This window comes from Luteibacter sp. TLI7-4A (genome assembly GCF_056754745.1).
Genome location: NZ_JBPGWO010000001.1, coordinates 1,486,350 through 1,507,389, shown reverse-complemented (window position 1 = coordinate 1,507,389; position 21,040 = coordinate 1,486,350). Strand labels below are relative to the sequence as shown.

Here is a 21,040-nt window from a genome sequence, read left to right as displayed (position 1 = left end):
CGATCGGCGTATTTGCGTTTTTCCGCCGACCCAGCATCATGCGATGCATGTGACGCTAAAGTCGGGGGCGATGGTGGCCGTTAATTCAGTCTCCCGGGAGCAGGACCGGAGCGTGGTGTGCTGACACATCGTAGCGTCGAGGGCGGCATCCATCTTGCCGCTTCGAAGTGTGCCCGCTGGTCCGTATCCGGGCCTGGCGAGGTCTCCCGTTGCGACACGTTCGGGACGGTCGGCGCCGGGCTGGGCTGGATGGTGGCGCTCATCGTCGTGTGCGCCCTGGCCGCGGTGGCCATCGCCTGGCTGGTCGGACAGCGGCGGCGCCTCCACGCGAAGCTCAAGGACCCCCGGGAGCAGGCGAGCAGGGCGCTCGCCTTCCATGCCTATCACGACACCCTGACCGGCTTGCCCAACCGCGCCTATCTCATGCGCGAGCTCGAACAGGCGCTGGCGGCCCCGCAGGCGGGTTCCCTGGCGGTGATGTTCATCGACCTCGATGGCTTCAAGGCCATCAACGACACCCTGGGGCACGAGGCGGGCGATACCTTCCTGCGCGCCGTCGCCAGCTCCCTGCGCAGCAGCGTGCGCGAACGCGATACAGTTTCCCGTTTCGGCGGCGACGAGTTCGTGGTGGTGGTACAGGGATATGGCGGCATGGAGAACCTGATCCGGGTCTGCCGCAAGGTGCTCGACCTGGTTTCCAAGCCAGTGAACGTGTCAGGCCAGCTCGTGGCGGTGAGCCCGAGCATCGGCGTGGCCGTGGCGCCGCAGGACGGCGACGTGGCATCCGCCTTGATCCGCAACGCCGATGCCGCGATGTACGCGGTGAAGGAAACCGGCAAGGCCGATTTCCGTTTCTACGAGGAAGGGATGCTCGAACAGGCACGCGAACGCCTGGCCCTCACGGTGGAGCTGCGCGAAGCCTTGCAGGCGGGCGAACTCGCCGTCGAATACCAGCCCAAGCGCAACCTGCGCGACGGCACCCTGGCCGGCGTGGAGGCGCTGGCCCGCTGGCGCCATCCGTCGCGCGGCGACGTGCCGCCGACGGTCTTCGTGGCGATCGCCGAGCGCTCCGGCCTCATCCATGCCCTGGGCGAATACGTGTTGCGCGAGGTGCTCGGCCAGCTGCAAGCCTGGGACGCCGCCGGCATCCAGGTCGACTACGTGGCGATCAACCTGTCGATGCAGGAACTCACCCGGCCCGCGTTCGTCGACACCTTGCACCGCGCGGTGCGCTCGTACGGGGTCGACCCGACGCGGATACGCTTCGAGCTCACCGAATCCACCGCGATGCGCCAGCCGGAAGAGACCATGCGCCAGTTGGTGAAGCTGCGCTCTCACGGCTTCGACCTGCTCATCGACGACTTCGGCGCCGGCTACTGGAACCTGAGCCACCTCCGTGAACTGCCGGTGGGGACGATCAAGATCGACCAGTCGTTCGTGCGTGGCAGTACGCTGAACCTTGCCGACCGCGAGATCACCGAGGCCATCGTCGGCCTGGCCAAGAAACTGAACATGCGTACGATCGCCGAGGGCGTGGAAACCGAGGCACAGGCGCACTGGCTGCGCGACCTCGGGTGCGACATCGGGCAGGGTTACTTCTTCGCCCGGCCGATGACCGCCGCCGCCTTCTGCCACTACCTCGATCCGACCGCGGCCTATGCTGGCTGACCGCCCGACGCGGCCCACTCGTTTCCCGCGCCTTCGAGCCTGTCTGATCGTCCTCGCGGCGGCGCTGTGCTGCTTCGTCACGACGGCGCCGGCCCAGGTCGCGCCCAGCGTGGGCGTGGACCCGTGGGCGGTCTACGAATCGGTCTGGTTCGATACGGTGGGTGTCGCCGATGGCCTTCCGCATTCCACCACCACGGCCATCGTCCAGGACACCCGTGGCCTCATCTGGATAGGCACCTTCGGCGGCCTGGTGCGGTACGACGGCTATCGCATGCAGGTGTTCGGCCAGGAGCCGGATTCGTACGCCGGCGCCGTGCTGCCCGATTCGTACGTGCGCGCGCTCATGCCCCTCGACGACGGCGGCCTGCTCATCGGCACGAATGCCGGTGGCCTCGTCCGCTTCGACCCATCCACGATGCGTTTCCACGTGTATCCGGTCGGGCCGGGCGGTACGTCCAGCGGCAAGGTGTTCGCCATCGCGCGTGCGCGCGAACGCGGCGAGTTCCTGGTCGCCACGGAAGGCGGTGTCGACCGGCTCGATCTCGCCAGCGGCCGGATCACCCATGAATCGGTGACCCCGGGAGATGCGAAGGACATGCTGCCGCGCACGTTCGTGGTCGCCGAGGACAAGGCCGGCAATGTGTGGGCGGGTGCGGACAACGGCTTGTTCATGCGCCGTCCCGGGGGCCACTTCGAACGCGTGCACTCCAACGATCCGGCGGTCGACGAGATCCTCCACGACCAGGTCTGGGCGTTGTTGCAGGACAGCCGTGGCCGCCTGTGGGTCGGCACGGGGCAGTCGGGCGCGTTCTATATCGATGCGAAGGGCCAGGGCCACCTCGTGCCGGGCTTTTCCGGCAAGGGCGGGCTGGCCCGCCGCCGCACCGTGCGCGCCTTGCACGAGACACCGCAAGGCGTGCTCTGGGCCGCCACCGATGGCGCGGGCGTGGTCACCTACGATTTCAACACCGGTCGGCTGCGCACGCTGAGCCACGACGCCGCGATGCCGTCGTCGCTGCCGGGCGACATCACGCGCGACATCTTCCAGGACACCTCGGGCAACATCTGGGTGGCGACGGAACTGGGCGCGGCACATTACGATCCGAACGGGCGCAAGGTGTTCTCGGTGCTGCCTTCGCCGCTGGAGACGCACACGCTGTCCAATGCCAACGTGCATTCGGTGTTCGTGGACCCGCGTGGACGCGTCTGGCTCGGGCTCGGCATGGGCCGCATCGACGTGCTCGACCTCGGCAAGGGCAGCATGCACCACCTGCAACTGGGCGGCGAACAGGCCGAGCGCGACGTGCAGGCCTTCGTGGTGGCCCCCGACGGCTCCATCTGGGCGGGCGCGCAAGGCATCTCGCGGATCGATCCCGACACGTTCGAGCTGAAGAGTTCGATGATCCCGAACCTCGACGGCCGCCTGATCCTGTCGATGCAGCGCGACGGCGACGACATCCTGATCGGCGGCTACGACGGGCTGTTCCGCTACGACACGCTGCACGGCACGCTCGAACAGATGCGTCACGACGACGCCGATCCGAAGAGCCTCGTCGGCGACCAGGTGCGCTTCATCGTGCGCATGCCGGATGCGTGGTGGTTCGCCACCATCAGCGGCATCAGCATCGCCTACGATGGCGAGAAGGGCTTCGTGAACCTGCGTCACGATCCCGCCGATCCCGCGAGCCTGCCGCAGGACTACACCGGCTCGATGGCGTTCGATTCGCACGGCCGGCTCTGGCTGGGCACGTTCGGGGGCATCGCCTACCTCGACGCGTTCAAGCCACGCGGGCCCTTCCGCTTCGGCTTGATCGGCGCGCGCGAGGGCTTGTCCAACACCAAGATCAACGCCTTGCTGATCGACCACGACGACCGCGTCTGGGCCTCGATGGCCAACGGCGTGGCGATGATCGATTCGGCCAGTCATCGCGTGGCCGACCTGGGCATCCGCGATGGCCTGCGTATTCCCAGCTACATCCATCGCGCGGCGGCGGAAGCGCCCGGCGGCGAACTGATGTTCGGTGGCCTGGGCGGCCTGACGGTCGTGCGGCCGTACTGGGTGGCGCCCTCCGTGGCACCGCCGCGCCTCGCCATCACCCAGGTCTCGGTCAACGAGAAACCCTTGCCATTGGAAAAGATGCCGGACGAGGGTGGCCGGGTGGTTCTCGACGGTGACGGGCGCAACATGCGCGTGGATTTCGCCCTGCTCGATTTCCGTGCGCCGCTGGAGACCCACTACGCGTACCGCATGGACGAGGCGGACGGGGCCTGGAACGAGGTGCCGCGGGGCATTCCGCCGAGCGCGATCTATACCAACCTCGCCAGCGGCACATACACCTTGCGCCTGCGCGCCACGATGCGCGGCCTCGACGCGCGGACGGTCGAGACCTCGATCCGCGTGACGGTGACGCCGCGCTGGTACGAGAGCCCGTGGACCCTGCTGGCTGGCATCGCGTTGGGCGTGCTGGCGTTCTTCGGGCTGGTGTACCTGCGCACGTTGTACCTGCGCCGGCGCGCGCAACTGTTGCAGGCGCAGGTCGACGCGCGCACGCGCGACCTCAAGGCGGCCAACGAGCGGCTCGACCATCTCGCCGGTACCGACGAGCTCACCGGCTCGCTCAACCGCCGCCGCTTCCTCGAACAAGCCGAGCGGGTGCGCCAGGGTGCGGCCAACGACGGCATTCCCTTCAGCCTCGTGCTCATCGACATCGACGAATTCAAGGCGGTGAACGACACCTACGGGCACCTGGCGGGCGACACGGTCATCCGCGAGACCATGCGGGTGATCTCGTCGATGTGCCGCGCGGATGATCTCGCCGGGCGCTTCGGGGGCGAGGAATTCATCCTCTGCCTGCCCGGTGCGCTGGCGGAGCATGCGCTGGACATCACCGAGCGCGTCCGCCACGCGCTGGGTGCGATGGTGATCGCGCACGGCGACTACCGCATCCGCATCACCGTGAGCGCGGGCGTGGCCATGTGGCGCGCGCCGGAATCACTGAATTCATTGCTGGGACGGGCGGACGAGGCCCTGTACGAGGCGAAGAACGAAGGGCGTAACCGTAGCCGTATCGCGGGCTTGTGATCGCCGCTGAAGCGGCTTCCCACCCGAGATGTGGGAGCCGCTTCAGCGGCGATGGGTACTTGCCCCTGCCTGGCCCGCTGCCGCGGATCGCCGATAAATCGGCTCCCACAGGGATCACCGGGGAACGACTACCTGGTGGGAGCCGACCTTGTCGGCGATCCGCGCGGCAGCGCGGGCCCGGCCCCTCAGTCCCTGAAATTCTCGAACTGCAACGGTACCTCGACATCCGTCTTGCGCAGCATCGCGATGGCGTTCTGCAGGTCGTCGCGCTTCTTCCCGGTGACGCGGATCTTCTCCCCGTTGATCTGGGCCTCCACCTTCAGCTTGGCTTCCTTGATCTTCGCGACGATCTTCTTCGCCACCGGCTGTTCGATGCCCTGCTTGATCGTGACCTTCTGCCGCGCCTCGGCCAGGTTCGTCTCGACCTTGCCCGCGTCCATCGCGCGCACGTCGATGCCACGGGCCGAGAGGCGGGCGCGAAGGATGTCCATGAGCTGGCCCAGTTGGAACTCGTTGTCGGCCTTCTGCGTGATGACGTTCTCGTCGAGTTCGAACTTGGCCGACGTGCCGCGCAGGTCGAAGCGCGTGGAGACCTCGCGGTTGGCCTGGTCCACGGCATTGGTGAGCTCGTGGGTGTCGACTTCCGAGACGATGTCGAAGGAGGGCATGGGTGGGTCCTTGTCGAGGGGAGCGATGACCAAGTTTATCGCGAGGGCGTTACCATGTGCGTTTGCGCGGCGGATGCGAAGCATGGAATACGACGTCCTCGTCGTCGGGGCGGGCGCGGCGGGCCTGATGACGGCCATCGTCGCGGGTGCCCGTGGGCGGCGCGTGCTCGTGCTCGACCATGCCAACCGTGCCGGCAAGAAGATCCTGATGTCCGGCGGCGGCCGCTGCAATTTCACCAACACGGCCACCACGCCGGCCAATTTCCTCTCGGCCAACCCCCATTTCTGCAAGTCGGCGCTGGCGCGCTACACCCCGTGGGATTTCATCGCCATGGTGGACCGGCACCGTATCGCGTGGCATGAGAAATCGCCGGGCCAGCTGTTCTGCGACGAATCGTCCAAGCAGATCGTGCGCATGCTGCTCGACGAATGCGCGGCGGTTGGCGCCCGCGTGGAGACCGGCTGCGCCGTTTCGCGCCTGCGCGCCGCCACCGCCGGCGGTTTCGCCTGCGAGACGCCGCTGGGACACGTGCGCGCCGAATCGCTGGTGATCGCCACCGGCGGCCTGTCGATTCCCAGCCTCGGCGCCACCGGTTTCGGCTACGAGGTGGCGAAACAGTTCGGCCACGCGGTGCTGCCGCTGCGCGCGGGCCTGGTGCCACTCACGTTGAGCGGCAAGCACCAGGAACGCTTCGAGGGACTGGCGGGCGTGGCCCTGCCCGTGGAGGCACGTGCGAACGGCGCTGCCTTTCGCGACGCCATGCTCTTCACGCACCGCGGCATCAGCGGCCCGGCCATCCTGCAGATATCGTCGTACTGGGAGCCCGGTACGGACCTGCGCATCGACCTCATGCCGGGCATCGACGCGGGACAGGCCCTGCGGGAAGGGCGTGCCGAACGTCCCGCGGCGGAACTGAAGACGGTGCTTTCGGGCCTGTTGCCGCGGCGCCTCGCCGAACGCCTTTGCGAGGTTTGGCTGCCCAACCGGCCGATGCGCCAGTTCCGTGACGCCGAATTGAACGAGCTGGGCGCACAGTTGGCCGACTGGCCGCTCGTGGCGAGCGGCACCGAAGGCTATCGCACCGCCGAAGTGACCCTCGGCGGCGTCGACACCGACGAGGTTTCGTCGAGCACGATGATGTCCCGCCGCCATGCGGGGCTCTACTTCGTGGGCGAGGTACTCGACGTCACCGGCCACCTCGGTGGCTACAACTTCCAATGGGCCTGGGCCTCCGGCCATGCCGCCGGCCTGGCCGTCTGACACGGAGCAAGAACATGCGTATCGGTTTCATCGGTCTGGGCAGCATGGGTGCCGGCATGGCTGGCAACCTGATCAAGGCGGGGCACGAGGTGACGGTGTGGAACCGCTCGCCGGAGGCGGCCGCGCCATTGGCGGAGCAGGGCGCGAAGGTGGCTGCCACCCCGGCCGAGGCCGTCGCGGGCATCGAGGTGCTGCACAGCATGTTGGCGAACGACGCCGCCGTGCGCGAGGTGGTCCTGCACGGTGGGGTACTCGACGCGCTGCCCCAGGGCGCCGTGCACGTGAACCACGCCACCATCTCCGTCGCGCTGGCGCGCGAACTGGCCGGGGCGCACGAGTCGCGTGGCCTCGGCTATGTGGCCGCCCCGGTCTTCGGCCGGCCCGCGGTCGCCGCGGCGGGCGAACTGAACATCGTGGCCGCCGGCAAGCCCGAGGCCATCGCGAAGGTTTCGGCCCTGCTCGACCTGCTGGGCCAGAAGGTCTGGCCGATGGGGGACGATCCGGTGCGCGCCACCATCGTCAAGATCGGTGGCAATTTCCTGATCGGGGCGGCGATCGAGAGCATGGCCGAAGCCACCACGCTCACCCGTGCCCACGGCGTGCCGGCGAAGGATTTCCTCGAGGTGATGTCCAGCACCTTGTTCGCCGCGCCGATCTACAAGATCTACGGCGGGATGATCGCGGAGCAGAAGTACATGCCCGCCGGCTTCAAGATGAGCCTGGGCTTCAAGGACATCGGCCTGGCCCGTGCGGCGGCCGAGGCCGAGCGGGTGCCCATGCCGTTCGCCAGCGTGATGCACGACGCGATGCTCGAGGCGCTGGGCGCGGGCGACGGCGATCTGGATTGGGCGGGCATGGCGCGCGTGGCCGCGGCACGGGCGCACCTGAAGGATTGAAGCGTTAGACCGCTTTTACGCACGTCTTCACAATCGCTAGCCCGGCGGGTCCGTGACAATCGGTCCCGCACGCTATTGTGCGGCTTACGGATGGATGTCATGTCGGCAACCTGGAAGACGGTGTACGAGGGCCAGCACGAAGGCCGCTCGATCACGGTGAGAGAATCGGGCGACGGAACCTACAAGGTGCTTACCAAGCAGAATGTCCACGACGAAGGGATCGCCTACCAGGACGGCAAGACCTTCGTGCATGTCTCCCCGAGCAGCGTGGGCGAGCAAGTGGAAAGCGAGGCGAATTCGCTCGAATCGCTCGAAGAGGCCTTGAAAGAACTGCATTTTTCCGCGGATACGGTCACCAGCATCTGCGCCAGGCTGCACTGACGAGCCGGCGCGCGTTTCTGCCATGATGGGGGCTCGTTCCCCCATACAGGCGTGCACCGTCCATGGCAGAAACGATGTCCCCGATGATCGAGCGCACCGTCCCCCGGATACTGATGTGCGCCCCCACGTTCTTCGAGGTCAGCTATGTCATCAATCCATGGATGACCGGCCACGTCCACGACACCACCCGGGAGCGCTCCCAGCGCCAGTGGGACGCCCTCCGCGACACGGTCTCCCGCCACGCCGACGTGGTCCAGCAACCGCCGGCGGAGGGGTGGCCGGACATGACGTTCACCGCCAATGCCGGCCTGGTCTTCGGCAACACCTTCGTACCCAGCCGTTTCCGTTATGCGGAACGCCAGGGTGAGGAAGCCCACGACCGCGCCTGGTTCGAACGCCACGGCTTCGACATCGTGGAACTGCCGGAGAACGTGTTCTTCGAGGGTGCCGGCGACGCCTTGTTCGACCGCGGCGTCGCCCGTCGCCTCTGGATGGGCCACGGCCATCGCTCGGATGTCGCGGCCGCACCCGCGCTGGCACGCCTGCTCGATGTCGAGGTGCTGCCGCTGAAGCTCGCCGATCCGCGCTTCTATCACCTCGATACCTGCTTTTGCCCACTGGCCGATGGCTACACGCTGTACTTCCCCGCGGCGTTCGACGCGGCGGCGCTGGCCTTGATCGAGCAACACGTGCCGCCTGGCCAGCGGATCGCGGTCAACGAGCATGACGCGCTCGATTTCGCCTGCAACGCGGTGAACCTCGGCCGCGTGGTGATCCTCAACCGTGCCAGCGCCGATCTGCGCTCCCGGTTGGAGGGCGCGGGCTTCATGGTGATCGAGGTGGCCCTGGACGAGTTCATGAAGTCCGGTGGGGCGGCGAAGTGCCTGACCTTGAAGCTGGATGAGGTGACGGGGGCTTGATGCCCCACCCGGGTGTCCGCGCGCTGCTCGGTGGTAGTGGAGCTTGGTGGAAGCGGGGCTCGGTGGAAGTGGGGCTCGGTGGGAGCCGACTTGTCGGCGATCCCGCGGCAGCGGGCCAGCATGAGGCAAGCACCCATCGCCGCTGAAGCGGCCCCCACACGTTCTAGCGAAGTGCCGTCCGGCGGCGCGCCAGCCACTTATCCAACTCGTTGGCGAAGGCCTGGCGATCGCGCTGATGCATCACGGCGGGTCCGCCGGTGTCGACACCGGCGCCGCGCAGTTCCTCCATGAAATTGCGCATCGACAGCCGCGCGGCGATGGTGTCCCGGGTGAACATCTCGCCGCGCGGATGCAACGCCAGCGCGCCTTTCTCGATGGCGAAGGACGCCAGCGGGATGTCCTGGGTGACCACGAGGTCGCCTGGCTCGACGCGGCGCACGATCTCGTCGTCGGCGACGTCGAACCCGCCCGGCACCTGGATCGAGCGGACGAAACGCGAGGCAGGCGTCCGGATCCACTGGTTCGCCACCAGCGTCACCTCGACCTGCTCGCGTTCGGCGGCGCGGAACAGGATGTCCTTGATGACGTTCGGGCAAGCGTCGGCGTCGACCCAGATACGCATGGTCAGAGGTCCTGCCAGTCCACGTGGCCGTCGATGATGGTGTTGGTGCGCCCGCCGACCCACACGGCGTCGCCGTCGATGCGGATGATGATGCGCGCGTCGTGCCCCACCTCGCGGCCCTGGCTCACGACATAGCCCTTGGCGAGCGAACCGGTCGTGTCGCGCGCGGCCACGTAGGCGGCGATCAGGCCGTTCGCCGCGCCGGAGGCCGGGTCCTCGACGATGCCCACGCCCGCGGGAAAGGCGCGCACGGCCAGGCCATCGGCCGAGCGGGCGAAGACGCAGAGGCCCAGCGTATCGGTGGCCAGGGCCAGCGCGCGGATGGCGGCATGGTCGGGGCGCCAGCCACGCAGTTCGGCTTCGTCGGCGAATTCGGCCACCCACCAGCGGCGGCCGCCTTCGACACAGGCCGGGGGCAGGGCGCCGGGCTTCACGCCGTAGAGCACGGCCGACAAGGTCTCGCCGCCGCACGCGGCGTCGCCGACGATGCGCGCCTTCGGCGACTGCACGAAGAGTTCGCGTTGCTGGCCATGGCCCTCCACGCGGATGGGCAGGACGCCGGCACCGCACTCCTGCCAGATGATGCCTGCGGCATCGGGCGCGACCAGTCCCGCATCGAGCGCGGCGTGCGCGCTGCCGATGGTGGGGTGGCCGGCGAAGGGGATTTCCTTGGTCGGGGTGAAGATCCGGGCGCGGTAGCCGGCACCTTCCGCGCGCGCCGGCATCAGGAAGGTGGTCTCGACCAGGTTCGTCCAGTGGGCGAAGCGTTGCATGCGGCCGTCCGACCAGCCTTCCGCGTCGATCACGACGCCGAGCGGGTTGCCACCGCCATGACGGGCGGCGAAGACGTCGAGCTGCTTGTAACGGATGTAAGGCATTCGGTGGGGCCGGGGAAACGGGGGAGCCGTCATGATAGCCGTCCAAAGCCCGAACGGGAGGCGCGCCGGCATTCGACATCCGCGCGGGATACCGCCAAGATGCGCGCTGGCTCGATGCGTAAGGACGCTGTTTCAAGGCATGATCACGCTGCTCATCATCCTCGCGACCTGTGTGGTCTCGATCGTCGCTTTCCGCAACCAGCGCCTGCTGGACGACCTCATCCTCTGGCCGCCGGCCCTCAGCCGCAGTCGCGAGTACTACCGGCTCGTCACCTATGGCCTGGTGCACGCGGACGGCGGCCACCTGTTCTTCAACATGATCTCGCTGTATTTCGCGGGACGCATCATGGAACAGTTCTTCACCGCCGCGATGGGCCCGCTGGGTTTCCTCACCTTCTATATCGGCGCCCTGGTCTTCTCGATCCTGCCCTCGTACATGGCGAACCGGCAGAACGCGGCGTATCGCAGCCTGGGCGCCTCGGGTGCCGTCTCGGCCATCCTCTTCGCCTTCATCCTGCTGGCTCCCTGGTCGCGGATCTACCTCATCGTCGTACCGATGCCGGCGATCCTCTACGGCGTGTTGTTCGTCGCGTATTCGATCTACATGGACAAGCGCGGCGGCGACAACGTGAACCATAGCGCGCACCTGTGGGGCGCGCTGTACGGCGTGATCTTCACCGTGGCGTTGAAGCCGGCGGCGTTGCTCAGCTTCGTCGCGTCGCTGACGCAACCGAGGTTGTGATGCGCGAACCTGAATTTTCCCGACAGATTCATGTGACTTCGGACGACGGCTGTTACATCATGCGACCGACCGGAACGAAAACCTGATCGCAACGACGTCGTCCGGCATGCACGCGGGTTTCCCCGGTGGGGCGGTTCGCGTCGGCTACTACCGCAGGAGGAATGAACGCATGGCTACGACCCGAAAGTCCGCCGCGAAGAAGTCCGCGGCCAAGAAGACGGCTACGAAAAAGGCGGCTACCCGTAAGACCGCCGCGAAGAAGGCAGGCGTCCGCGCCGCCGTGAAGAAGACCGCCCGCAAAACCGCACGCCCGGCAGCGAAGAAGGCCTCCGTAAAGAAGGCTTCCGTAAAGAAAGCTTCCGCGAAGAAGGCACCGGCGAAGAAGACATCGGCACGCAAGTCGGCGGCGAAGAAGGCACCGGCGCGCAAGGTCGCCGCCAGGAAGGCCGCGAAGAAAACCTCGACGCGGAAGGCCGCCACCCGGAAGTCGCCCGCGCGCAAGACCGCCGTGAAGAAGGCTGCGGCGAAGGCGCCGGCGCGCAAGTCCGCGACGAGCAAGGCGGCCAAGAAAACCGGCACGAAGACGACGGTCCGGAAGTCGCCGGCACGTAGCGGCGCGGCGAAGACCGCGACCCGGAAGACGGCGGTCAGCAAGTCCGCCGCGCCCAGGACGGCCAGCCGCAAGACGCCGGCGCGCAAGGCACCCGCACCCGCGCCGGTAAAGGCGACGCCGAAGCCGGCAGCCAGGCCGCGTCCGAAACCCGCCCCTGCGGCACAGGTACCCGAAGCGACCGACGCACCGGTCCAGCACATCAGCCAGGAAGAGGCGGTGGCTCACATCCAGGCCTTGCTCGACGCGAAGCGTGAACGCGACCGCCAGCCGCCGAGCTGGCCGACGGGCGATCAGCACGCGGCGGGCGCGCCGAACATCCAGCCGGGTGATGAACCCAATCCCGCGCCGAAGGCTCCGTCGCCCGAGGCGAGCCATGCCAACGCCTCCCACGAGCGTGGCGATCAGCAGAAGAACAAAGGCTGAGCGTGAAAGCTGAATGAAAGGAAAGGGCCGCCTCGTGCGGCCTTTTCTTTTTAGCGGCTGTTCAATCGCCCGAGCGCAGTGTCGTGTCGTCCTTCGGAGAACCTCCATGCGTCGAGCGCATTCGCTGATCCTCGTGCTAGCGGCCTGCCTGCCACTCGCGGGTTGCTACTACGATCCGGATTACGGCTACGTCCGTAACGGTTCGGGCGCCGATGCGTACTACGGCGAAGAGACGACGACGGTGGTTTCCCCGGGCGTCTATGACCCTGGCTACGGTTACTACGGCTACGGCCCCGGTTGCTGCTACTCCGGCGTCACCGTCGGCACCGTCTGGTACGACCGCGACTACGATCGCCGGTATTACCGGCGCGACCGCGACTGGCATGGCCGCCCGCCACCGCGCGGCGACTGGAACGGGCATCCGGGTGGTGATCACCGCCCGCCGGGTGGCTGGCAAGGCAACAACCGTCCACCCGGTGGCTGGCGTGGAAGCGATCGCCCTCGTGACAACGACGGGGACCGTGGACCGCGTGGTGGTGGCTGGCAGGGTGGCAACCGTCCCGGCGGCTGGCAAGGCGGTGGAAACCGCGGCGATGGCGATCATCGTCCCGCTCCGTCGTCGGGTCAGCGAAGCGCCCCCGTCCGGCAGGCAGGCACCGGCCGCGACCGCAGCCGCTTCCGCAGCGACACCGACTAACGCAAAGCTGCGCTCGCGGCTCGGTGGGATCCGACGCGGCTCGGTGGGAGCCGACCCTGTCGGCGATAAACCTCGCCCCACGCCACGTCCCATCCCTACATGCCAGGCTGGCCCGCACGAACCCCATGACCCCCTAGCCTGAAGGCCGACTCCGCGCAGGCGACACGGCCGTGCTTCGCTCCCCCGTTTCCATCGTCACACTGGCCGTGATCGCCGCCGTTGGCTGCGCCTCCGTGCAAGGACTGCCGTGGCTGCCGGCATGGAAACCATCGGCCGTCATGGGCGTGCTCGCGTTCGGCGTCGCCTTGCGCGCGGGCAACGCATGGATTCGTCTCCCCGCCGTCCTGCTGATGTTCGCCGCCTGGGCCGCCATTCATGGCGCCCTGGCCATGGATGCGCGCTGGGCGACCTCGCGCGATGGCGAGGATGTCACCGTCACCGGCCATGTCGTGGACTTGCCGCGCCGTATCGGTGCCGACACATCGTTCGTCTTCGCGCCGGATAAAGGCGGCGAAGCCGACGCACCGCGAGGACGCGTGCGCCTCACCTGGTATCGCGCGGTGGCGCCACCGAAGCCCTGCGAGCGATGGCGTCTTACGGTGCGCCTGCGCCGGCCGCGAGGCATACTCAACCCGGGTGGCGGCGACACGGAGCGCGGCGCGTTGCAACGGCGTATCGTCGCCACCGGCTATGTCCGCGCAGGGCCAGAGAACACGAGGCTTTCCTCCCCGGCCTGTATCGACGGCTTGCGAGACCACATCGGCGAGGCGCTCGATGCACGGGTCGGTGTCCACAACGCCCGCATTCTCAAGGCGCTGGCCATCGGCGATACCCGTGGCCTCGACGCCGCGGATTGGGACATCGCGCGGGCGACGGGCGTATCGCACCTCATCGCGATTTCCGGATTCCACGTCGGTGTCGCGGCGGGTGGTGGCGTGTTGTTGGCGCGCCTGCTGTACGCCTGTTTGCCGTGGCTCGCGCTGACCCTGCCGCGACAGTTGGCGCAAGCGTTCGCAGGCCTCTTCGTCGCGGGGGCGTATGGCGTCCTTGCCGGACTTGGACTGCCGACGGTCCGGACCCTGCTGATGATCGCCGTCGTCGTACTGGCTGGACTCGGGCGACGGCGCGCGGGCGGAGCCTCGCTCCTCGCCCTCGCGTTGCTCGCCGTCCTGGTCGTCGACCCCCTCGCCGTGCTCGCCCCGGCGTTCTGGCTGTCTTTCGGCGGGGTGGGGTTTCTCATGCTGAGCGTGACGCCTCGTGCGACGGGATGGCGTGGTTGGCTCGGCGCCTTGTTGCAGGCGCAGGCGGCCATGAGCATCGCCTTGCTGCCGATGTCGCTATGGTGGTTCGGAAGCGCGTCGTTGGTGGGCTTCGCGGCGAATCTCATCGCCGCGCCCCTGGTCAGTTTCCTCGTCGTGCCGCTGGTTCTTTGCGGCTGCGTCGTGCTCGCGTGGCCTGCGCTTTCCGCGGTGCTCCTTGTGCCGGCCGCGTCGCTGCTTTCGTGGCTATGGCGTCTGCTCGCCACGATGGCCGATTGGCCGGGTGCACGCGTATGCGTCGCCGAAAGCGGAGCGCTGCCGATGATCCTGGCGACCTGTGGCGCGGCATGGCTGTTCGCGCCCCGCGGCGTGCCGTTACGAGGTTACGGCGCGTTGCTGTTCTTGCCCCTGGCCCTGCCGCCACGCGACCTGCCGGCACATGGCGCGTTCCGCGCTTGGGTGCTGGACGTGGGGCAGGGGCTTTCGGTGTTGGTAAGAACGCGTTCGCATACGCTGGTCTACGACGCGGGGCCGGCGTATGCCAGCGGCCAGGACGCCGGGGCGGGCATCGTCCTGCCTTCCGTCACGGCGCTCGGCATCGGGCCCGTGGACTCCCTCGTGATAAGCCATGGCGATAGCGACCATGCGGGCGGTGCCGCATCCGTCGTGGGACGTTATCCGCGGGCGGAGCGCTTGTCCGGGGAGCCTGGGCGGCTTCGCTTCGAAGCGATGCGATGCCTGCCCGGTACGGCATGGTCGTGGGACGGCGTGACGTTTCGCTTCATCGAGGTGCCGGCGCAGAAGGCCGGGAAGACGAGTGGCAACGATCGCTCATGCGTACTCGCGGTGGAAGGCGTGGCGGGCCGCCTCCTTCTCACCAGCGACCTGGGTAACAAGGCCGAACGCCTCATGACGGCGGCATCGCTGGCATCGCCCTTGCCGACGGTGACCACCATCGCTCATCACGGAAGCCGTCATTCATCCGACACCGCCTGGTTGCGCGCGGTGCGACCCACGTTCGCCATCGCCTCGGCGGGCTGGCGCAACCGTTTCGGGCATCCCCATCCATCGATCGTCGACCGTCATGCCGGCATGGGCATCGAGGTCTATGTGACGAACCGCAGCGGTGCGGTACGCATCGATTTTCCCGCGAATGCGCCTCCACGCGTGGAAAGGGAGTGGCGACGGCCCGTTGATCGCTATTGGCATGAATGAGTGAGCGAGGGATTTTCTCGTGGGGTCCATTGGGCCTTCCAAAACCAACGACTTCCGCGATCGCTGCCGAAACGGAGCCGCGAAGGCGTGAGGAATGCGCGGTCACATGTCCAACGACGCCAGGTTCGGGTGCTAGCCTGCGGAGGCGGACCCATGGAAGGAGGAGGTCATGTCTACCCCGGAAGGTGTGCCTGGTTCCCGCGCAGGAGCGCGACTGGATCGGCAATGAGCGCCGTGATGGCTCTCTTGTTGCCGATGCTCGTGAGCATCGCCTGGCTGGTCGTCCTCGTGGTGGGCCTGTTGATCAGGCCAGCCAAGCCGCGTGGCATCGCCGCGCCCGACCGCATGCCTAACGTCACCGTGATGGTTCCCCATTACAACGAGGACATAGGCCGGCTCCTTGGAACGTTGGAGGCCATAGACACACAACGATATTCAGGGAGGATGGATATCCTGATCGTCGACGACGGCTCGACCAACCAGATTCAATCCCGCCTCGCTTCCTGGGTAGGTGGCGCGCGAGCACACGCGGTGAAATCCATCGTTCTCGATCGAAATACAGGGCGCAAAGGCAAGGCGCTGGACGAGGCACTCGTATGTCTTCCCGACGATACGGATGTGGTGGTGATCGTCGATAGCGACACGATTCCATCCGATGGGGCAATGCAAAGACTCGTGGAGCGTTTGTGGTCCGATCCCGAGTGTGCTGTCGCATGTGGCTATCTCGTCCCCTGCAACCCACACGCCTCCGCCATAACGAGGATGCAATATCGGGAATATACGGGGCCGCTCAGCGCGACGAAGCTGGTGCAGAATCACGTCCGTCGCGTGCCTACGATGGCTGGCGCTTTCTCCGCGCATAGACGGACGGTCATCGAACACATCGGCGGATGGGGGCGATGGTCCGTGGAAGACATGGCGTGGACATGGAAAGCATTGGCGTTCGGTTACGGATCCAGGTATGTGGTGGAGGCCGTAGCCCTCACCCGTTGTCCCGAGTCGGTGGAAGAGTTGAACCGCCAAAGGCGACGTTGGTCGCGTGGGCACATCGAAGCATACGGGGAGCTTTGGCGGGCGTCACCGGTGACAGCTGTCCTTATGTTTCCCTTCCTTGGATGGCATGTGATCAAGCATGCGACGCTCGGATTCGCACCATTCAATCTTCTTGCGCTCTGTTGGATACCTCTCGAAACGATCGTTCTGCTCGCGATACAGGCGGCTCTTTACCTGCTCGTGACGACGCTGCATGTCGCTCGCTCGGCGAATCCGTGTGCTCAGGACTGGAGGGACGCGATAGTGTCGTCCACCCTCGGCCGGTCGTTCCGTCTCTGGTTGTGGTGGCCCGGCGTCATGGGACTCGTAGACGCGGTCAGGGGCGGGAATCGGACCTGGCTGACCAGAGGGTTGCATGACAATGCAAAATGACCATGCATCGAAATGACGGCGCGCATGCCGGGTCCCGGCTTTAAAAGAGTTCCGGCGGGTTGGACCTGGTGGGTTGACTCGCCACGCCGTGTTGCACCGCCGTTTGACATTTTGAATTTAGAACGATTTAAATGCCGCTTCCGCAAACGAGGGGATCGACGCGTGACGGTATCGAAGCACGGTTGGGGGAGGGCGGTGCTCGCCCTGGCGACGGCGTCTGTGGTGGTACCGGTGGGAGCCCTTGCGGCTACCCAGGGCTTCGACAGTTCGTTCGAGGAAGGAAATCCCGCGCTTGCCTCCAGCCGGCAAGGCAGCCTCGATATCCGGATCGTGGGAGGGCCGCCCGCCGACGCGGTGCTCACCGCCAAGGCGAACGTCGGTTTCACCGGTACCCATTCGCTGCGGTACGCCGGTACCTCCACCGGATCGCCGGTTACCGCGAAGCTGTTCGACGTCGATCTTCGCGTCGCCGACGGCACGACGCTTTCCTGGTTGGTGTTCCCGCGTTCCAACAAGGACGACCTGGCGAACCCGGCCAACTACGTGAGCGTGGATCTCGTCTTCGACGACGGTTCGCGGCTATCGACGACCGGCGCGCGCGACCAGCATCGCGTGCCTGTCACTGCGAAGGGGCAGGGCGAAGGGCGTGTGCTCTATCCGGACCAGTGGAACTACGTGAGCGTCGATCTCGGCGCGGTGGCCAAGGGGCGCCGCGTGCGTTCGATCGCCTTGACCGCCGATGCGCCGGCAGGCAAGGCCTTCGAAGGCTATGTGGACGATGTCCGCATCGGCGTGGTCAAGGATGTCGCCAGCTCCCATCCCACCGATTACGTCGATACGCGTCGTGGCTCCAACGCCAACGCCAATTTCTCGCGCGGCAACAACTTCCCCGCGGTGGCGATGCCGCACGGTTTCAATTTCTGGACGCCGACCACGAACGCCGGCTCGAACTGGATCTACCAGTACCAGGAGCGCAACGGCGACGACAATCGTCCGCGCATCGAGGCCTTCAGCCTGTCGCACGAGCCCAGCCCGTGGATGGGTGAGCGGCAGACCTTCCAGGTGATGCCCGCCCAGGTGGCTTCCGGCGCACCGCCGCTGAAGCGCGAGACGCGTGCGCTTTCCTTCGGCCACGATGCGGAGGTGGCGCATCCGGATTACTACCGCGTTCGCTTCGACAACGGCGTGGTCACGGAGATCACGCCGACCGATCATGCCGCCATGTTCCGTTTCACCTTCACGGGGAAACGCTCGCAACTGGTATTCGACAATCTCAACGAACAAGCGGCGGTGACGCTCGATCCGGAACACCGGACGATCCAGGGTTGGTCCGACGTGAAGAGCCGCCTTTCCACGGGGGCCACCCGCCTGTTCTTCTACGCCGAGTTCGACAAGCCGGTGGCGGAGAGCGGTCGCCTGGCCGGCGAGAAGCGCGATGCCGCCTCGGCCTGGTTCGGCTTCGACACGGCCAGTAAGGGTGGCAGGACGGTGACGATGCGCATCGCCACCTCGCTCATCGGAATCGACCAGGCCAAGGCCAATCTCGCCCAGGAAATCGCCGCCGGCGACGATTTCGACAGCGTCCGCGAACGCGCCCGCAAAGCCTGGGACGAGCGCCTCGGCATGATCGCCGTGGAGGGCGCCACGCGGGATGAGCGCACCATCCTCTATTCCAACCTGTACCGGCTGTTCCTCTACCCCAACCAGGCATACGAGAACACGGGCAGCAAGGAAAAGCCCGTGTGGCGTTACGCGAGCCCGTTTTCCGCGCCCGTCGGCGAAAACACGCCGACGCATACCGGCGCGCGTATCGTCGATGGCCAGCCGTACGTGAACAACGGTTTCTGGGATACCTACCGAACGGCCTGGCCCGCGTACGTGCTGTTCACGCCGACGGAAGCGGGCCGGATGATCGATGGCTTCGTGCAGCAGTACCGCGACGGCGGCTGGATCGCGCGCTGGTCGTCGCCGGGCTATGCGGACCTGATGGTCGGCACCAGTTCCGACGTCGCCTTCGCGGATGCATGGCTGAAGGGCGTGCGCAACTTCGACGTGGCCTCGTTCTACCAGTCGGCGATCCGCAACGCCTCCAGCGTCAGCGATGTGAAGGGCGCCGGCCGCAAAGGCATCGAGCGCTCCCTGTTCAATGGCTATACCGACGACAAGGTCGCCGAAGGCCTGTCCTGGTCGATGGACGGATACATCAACGATTTCGCCATCGGCAACCTGGCCGCGGCGTTGGCGAAGGCGCCGCCGTCCGGCGACGACTACCGCTCCTATGCGGACGACGCAGTGTGGTACCGCTCGCGCGCCCTTGGCTATGCGAACCTGTTCGATCCCGCCGTCGGCTTCTTCGTCGCCCGCGATCCCGCCGGCAAGTGGCGCTGGGATGCGAAGGATTTCAGCCCGATCCGTTGGGGCGGCGACTACACCGAGACCGATGCCTGGAACATGGCCTTCCATGCGCCGCAGGATGGCGCCGGCCTCGCCGCGCTCTACGGCGGCCGCGAGGCGCTCGGCGCCAAGCTCGACGAGTTCTTCTCCACGCCGGGCACGTTCGATGTCGGCGACTACGGTGACGTGATCCACGAGATGCTCGAGGCGCGCGACGTGCGCATGGGCCAGTACGGCCATTCCAACCAGCCGTCGCACCACATCATCTGGATGTACGACGAGGCCGGCCAGCCGTGGAAGACGCAGGACAAGTTGCGCGATGCGGTGTCGCGCCTCTACGTGGGCAGCGAGATCGGCCAGGGCTATCCGGGTGACGAGGACAATGGCGAGATGTCGGCGTGGTGGCTGTTCGGCGCGGCGGGCTTCTACCCCCTGCGCATGGGCACGCCGGAGTACGCGATCGGCGCGCCGCATTTCCCGCACATGGTCATCACCCTGGAAGGCGGCGCGAAGATCGACATCCGCGCGCCCGGCGTGAGCGATACCAACCGCTACGTGCAGTCGCTCAAGGTCGATGGGCAGCCCTGGAACAAGCTCAGCCTGCCGCATGCATTGCTCGCGAAGGGCGCGACGCTCGAGTTCGAGATGGGTCCCAAGCCTTCGACATGGGGCACCGGTGCCGACGCCTTGCCTGCTTCGCTCACGGCGGAAGGTTCGAAGCCGGCGCCTTTGCACGACGTGACGCGCGCCGATGCCGTCACCCTCGACGGCAAGAAGGACGCGAAGCTGGCCGCGCTGGCGGATAACGACTCGTCCACGGAGTTCGCATTGCCGGCTGGCAAGGCGGTCGTCGCCTACCGCCTGGACAAGCCGGCGGGCGTCACGGTTTACACGGTGACCTCGCCGGCCGCCGCCGAGGCGCCGTCGCGATGGACCTTGCAGGGTTCGGCCGATGGCAAGCACTGGACGACCCTGGACGAGCGCCGCGACGAACGTTTCCCGTGGCATCGGCAGACCCGGGCCTTCGTGGTGGCCCAGCCGGCGGCGTACAGCCGGTACCGGCTGGCCTTCGACGGGGCGGGTCCTGGCAGCGTGGCCGAATTGGAGCTGCTGGCACCGTGAGGACGCGATAGCGAAGGGGCTCGCGCCCGGACTGCCAAGGCCGCCTCAGTCCGGATCGCGGGCCCTGCTATGATGCCCGCCTGACTTTTTGGTACTCCCGGGGTTCACGTGCTCGAGATCCTTCTGGCTGGCGGCTGGGCATTGCTGCCGATCCTCATCTGTTCGCTGGCGGCGCTGGCGATCGTACTGGAACGCTTCTGGGCCCTCCGCCGCGCGGCCGTGCTGCCGCCGGGTCTGGGTGCCGAGGTCCGCGAATGGGCCCGTTCGTCCCGGCTCGACGCCGCACACCTTGCCGCCCTGGAGAAGGGTTCGCCGCTGGGCGAATTGTTCGCCGGTGCCCTGGCCGTGCGCGACCGTCCGCGTGAGTTGATCAAGGAACGCATCGAGGACACCGGCCGCCATGTGGTCCACCGCATGGAGCGCTACCTGAACACCCTCGGCACCATCGCCCTGATCGGCCCGCTGCTGGGCTTGCTGGGTACCGTGATCGGCCTGATCCGCATGTTCCTCAACGTGATGGCGGGCGGCATCGGCGATCCGACCAAGATGGCCGGCGGCATCGGCGAAGCCCTGATCTGCACGGCCTTCGGCCTGGTGGTGTCCATTCCCGCGTATGTGCTGCACCGTTATTTCCGCTCGAAGGTGAGCGGCTATGTCGTGCAGATGGAAAAGGAAGCCACGGCACTGCTGGACGATCTCTCGGCCCCTCGTCCGGCCGCGCCGCGCCGCCGGACCGCCGCGCCGGAAGCCGCCGTCACGCAGGCCGGCTGATCC

Annotated in this window: 16 protein-coding genes; 13 read left to right on the top strand and 3 right to left on the bottom strand. The window is 67.0% G+C overall.

The annotated features are described in order from the left end of the window. The first annotated feature begins 117 nt into the window (after positions 1-117). Positions 118-1,668: a putative bifunctional diguanylate cyclase/phosphodiesterase gene (locus ACR9Y6_RS06595; protein ID WP_481280583.1), complete on the top strand. Its 1,551-nt coding sequence runs from the start codon at positions 118-120 to the stop codon at positions 1,666-1,668. Continuing rightward, positions 1,658-4,750: a ligand-binding sensor domain-containing protein gene (locus tag ACR9Y6_RS06590; protein ID WP_481280582.1), complete on the top strand. Its 3,093-nt coding sequence runs from the start codon at positions 1,658-1,660 to the stop codon at positions 4,748-4,750. The genes ACR9Y6_RS06595 and ACR9Y6_RS06590 overlap by 11 nt, the downstream gene beginning before the upstream one ends. Before the next feature lie 185 nt (positions 4,751-4,935). Here ACR9Y6_RS06590 and ACR9Y6_RS06585 read toward each other — a convergent pair whose 3' ends face one another. Next, entirely contained in the window at positions 4,936-5,418 is a 483-nt protein-coding gene (locus tag ACR9Y6_RS06585) for a YajQ family cyclic di-GMP-binding protein (RefSeq protein ID WP_481280581.1), read from the bottom strand. A gap of 82 nt (positions 5,419-5,500) precedes the next feature. On the opposite strand from ACR9Y6_RS06585, the gene ACR9Y6_RS06580 reads away from it, so the two are divergent. The 4 genes from ACR9Y6_RS06580 to ACR9Y6_RS06565 all read left to right on the top strand — a co-directional run bounded on the left by ACR9Y6_RS06580 (position 5,501) and on the right by ACR9Y6_RS06565 (position 8,876). Further along, positions 5,501-6,679: a BaiN/RdsA family NAD(P)/FAD-dependent oxidoreductase gene (locus ACR9Y6_RS06580; protein ID WP_481280580.1), complete on the top strand. Its 1,179-nt coding sequence runs from the start codon at positions 5,501-5,503 to the stop codon at positions 6,677-6,679. Next, positions 6,637-7,575: an NAD(P)-dependent oxidoreductase gene (locus tag ACR9Y6_RS06575; RefSeq protein WP_481280579.1), complete on the top strand. Its 939-nt coding sequence runs from the start codon at positions 6,637-6,639 to the stop codon at positions 7,573-7,575. The genes ACR9Y6_RS06580 and ACR9Y6_RS06575 overlap by 43 nt, the downstream gene beginning before the upstream one ends. A 99-nt stretch (positions 7,576-7,674) precedes the next feature. Next, positions 7,675-7,956, top strand: a complete 282-nt coding sequence (locus ACR9Y6_RS06570; protein ID WP_481280578.1) for a prefoldin domain-containing protein — start codon at positions 7,675-7,677, stop codon at positions 7,954-7,956. An 83-nt stretch (positions 7,957-8,039) separates the two neighbouring features. Further along, on the top strand, positions 8,040-8,876 hold the full coding sequence (locus tag ACR9Y6_RS06565; RefSeq protein ID WP_481280577.1) for a dimethylarginine dimethylaminohydrolase family protein: 837 nt from the start codon (positions 8,040-8,042) through the stop codon (positions 8,874-8,876). Positions 8,877-9,039: 163 nt separating this feature from the next. Here ACR9Y6_RS06565 and ACR9Y6_RS06560 read toward each other — a convergent pair whose 3' ends face one another. Both ACR9Y6_RS06560 and ACR9Y6_RS06555 read right to left on the bottom strand, forming a co-directional pair. Then, on the bottom strand, positions 9,040-9,498 hold the full coding sequence (locus ACR9Y6_RS06560; protein WP_481280576.1) for a YaiI/YqxD family protein: 459 nt from the start codon (positions 9,496-9,498) through the stop codon (positions 9,040-9,042). Between the two features lie 2 nt (positions 9,499-9,500). Further along, complete coding sequence (locus ACR9Y6_RS06555) at positions 9,501-10,376, bottom strand: PhzF family phenazine biosynthesis protein (protein WP_481280575.1); 876 nt, start codon at positions 10,374-10,376, stop codon at positions 9,501-9,503. Positions 10,377-10,515: 139 nt separating this feature from the next. Here ACR9Y6_RS06555 and ACR9Y6_RS06550 point away from each other — a divergent pair, with 139 nt between their 5' ends. From ACR9Y6_RS06550 to ACR9Y6_RS06520, 7 genes are all read left to right on the top strand, one after another. After that, positions 10,516-11,118: a rhomboid family intramembrane serine protease gene (locus tag ACR9Y6_RS06550; protein WP_481280574.1), complete on the top strand. Its 603-nt coding sequence runs from the start codon at positions 10,516-10,518 to the stop codon at positions 11,116-11,118. 106 nt (positions 11,119-11,224) lie between these two features. Further along, positions 11,225-12,154: a histone H1-like repetitive region-containing protein gene (locus ACR9Y6_RS06545; RefSeq protein WP_481280573.1), complete on the top strand. Its 930-nt coding sequence runs from the start codon at positions 11,225-11,227 to the stop codon at positions 12,152-12,154. Between the two features lie 106 nt (positions 12,155-12,260). Next, complete coding sequence (locus ACR9Y6_RS06540; RefSeq protein ID WP_481280572.1) at positions 12,261-12,851, top strand: hypothetical protein; 591 nt, start codon at positions 12,261-12,263, stop codon at positions 12,849-12,851. Between the two features lie 170 nt (positions 12,852-13,021). After that, a complete protein-coding gene (locus ACR9Y6_RS06535) occupies positions 13,022-15,325 on the top strand; it encodes a DNA internalization-related competence protein ComEC/Rec2 (protein WP_481280571.1) in 2,304 nt (767 codons plus the stop codon). A 225-nt stretch (positions 15,326-15,550) separates the two neighbouring features. Further along, positions 15,551-16,750, top strand: a complete 1,200-nt coding sequence (locus tag ACR9Y6_RS06530) for a glycosyltransferase family 2 protein (RefSeq protein WP_481280570.1) — start codon at positions 15,551-15,553, stop codon at positions 16,748-16,750. Positions 16,751-16,912: 162 nt separating this feature from the next. Next, a complete protein-coding gene (locus ACR9Y6_RS06525; RefSeq protein WP_481280569.1) occupies positions 16,913-20,266 on the top strand; it encodes a GH92 family glycosyl hydrolase in 3,354 nt (1,117 codons plus the stop codon). Between the two features lie 108 nt (positions 20,267-20,374). Further along, on the top strand, positions 20,375-21,037 hold the full coding sequence (locus ACR9Y6_RS06520) for a MotA/TolQ/ExbB proton channel family protein (protein ID WP_481280568.1): 663 nt from the start codon (positions 20,375-20,377) through the stop codon (positions 21,035-21,037). Positions 21,038-21,040 lie beyond the last annotated feature (3 nt).

Coding starts and splice junctions, on each gene's coding strand:
- ACR9Y6_RS06590 (WP_481280582.1), top strand. CDS start 1,658: ATGCTGGCTGACCGCCCGACGCGGCCCACTCGTTTCCCGCGCCTTCGA.
- ACR9Y6_RS06570 (WP_481280578.1), top strand. CDS start 7,675: ATGTCGGCAACCTGGAAGACGGTGTACGAGGGCCAGCACGAAGGCCGC.
- ACR9Y6_RS06565 (WP_481280577.1), top strand. CDS start 8,040: ATGATCGAGCGCACCGTCCCCCGGATACTGATGTGCGCCCCCACGTTC.
- ACR9Y6_RS06550 (WP_481280574.1), top strand. CDS start 10,516: ATGATCACGCTGCTCATCATCCTCGCGACCTGTGTGGTCTCGATCGTC.
- ACR9Y6_RS06540 (WP_481280572.1), top strand. CDS start 12,261: ATGCGTCGAGCGCATTCGCTGATCCTCGTGCTAGCGGCCTGCCTGCCA.
- ACR9Y6_RS06575 (WP_481280579.1), top strand. CDS start 6,637: ATGGGCCTGGGCCTCCGGCCATGCCGCCGGCCTGGCCGTCTGACACGG.
- ACR9Y6_RS06555 (WP_481280575.1), bottom strand. CDS start 10,376: ATGCCTTACATCCGTTACAAGCAGCTCGACGTCTTCGCCGCCCGTCAT.
- ACR9Y6_RS06530 (WP_481280570.1), top strand. CDS start 15,551: ATGAGCGCCGTGATGGCTCTCTTGTTGCCGATGCTCGTGAGCATCGCC.
- ACR9Y6_RS06585 (WP_481280581.1), bottom strand. CDS start 5,418: ATGCCCTCCTTCGACATCGTCTCGGAAGTCGACACCCACGAGCTCACC.
- ACR9Y6_RS06545 (WP_481280573.1), top strand. CDS start 11,225: ATGCACGCGGGTTTCCCCGGTGGGGCGGTTCGCGTCGGCTACTACCGC.
- ACR9Y6_RS06580 (WP_481280580.1), top strand. CDS start 5,501: ATGGAATACGACGTCCTCGTCGTCGGGGCGGGCGCGGCGGGCCTGATG.
- ACR9Y6_RS06560 (WP_481280576.1), bottom strand. CDS start 9,498: ATGCGTATCTGGGTCGACGCCGACGCTTGCCCGAACGTCATCAAGGAC.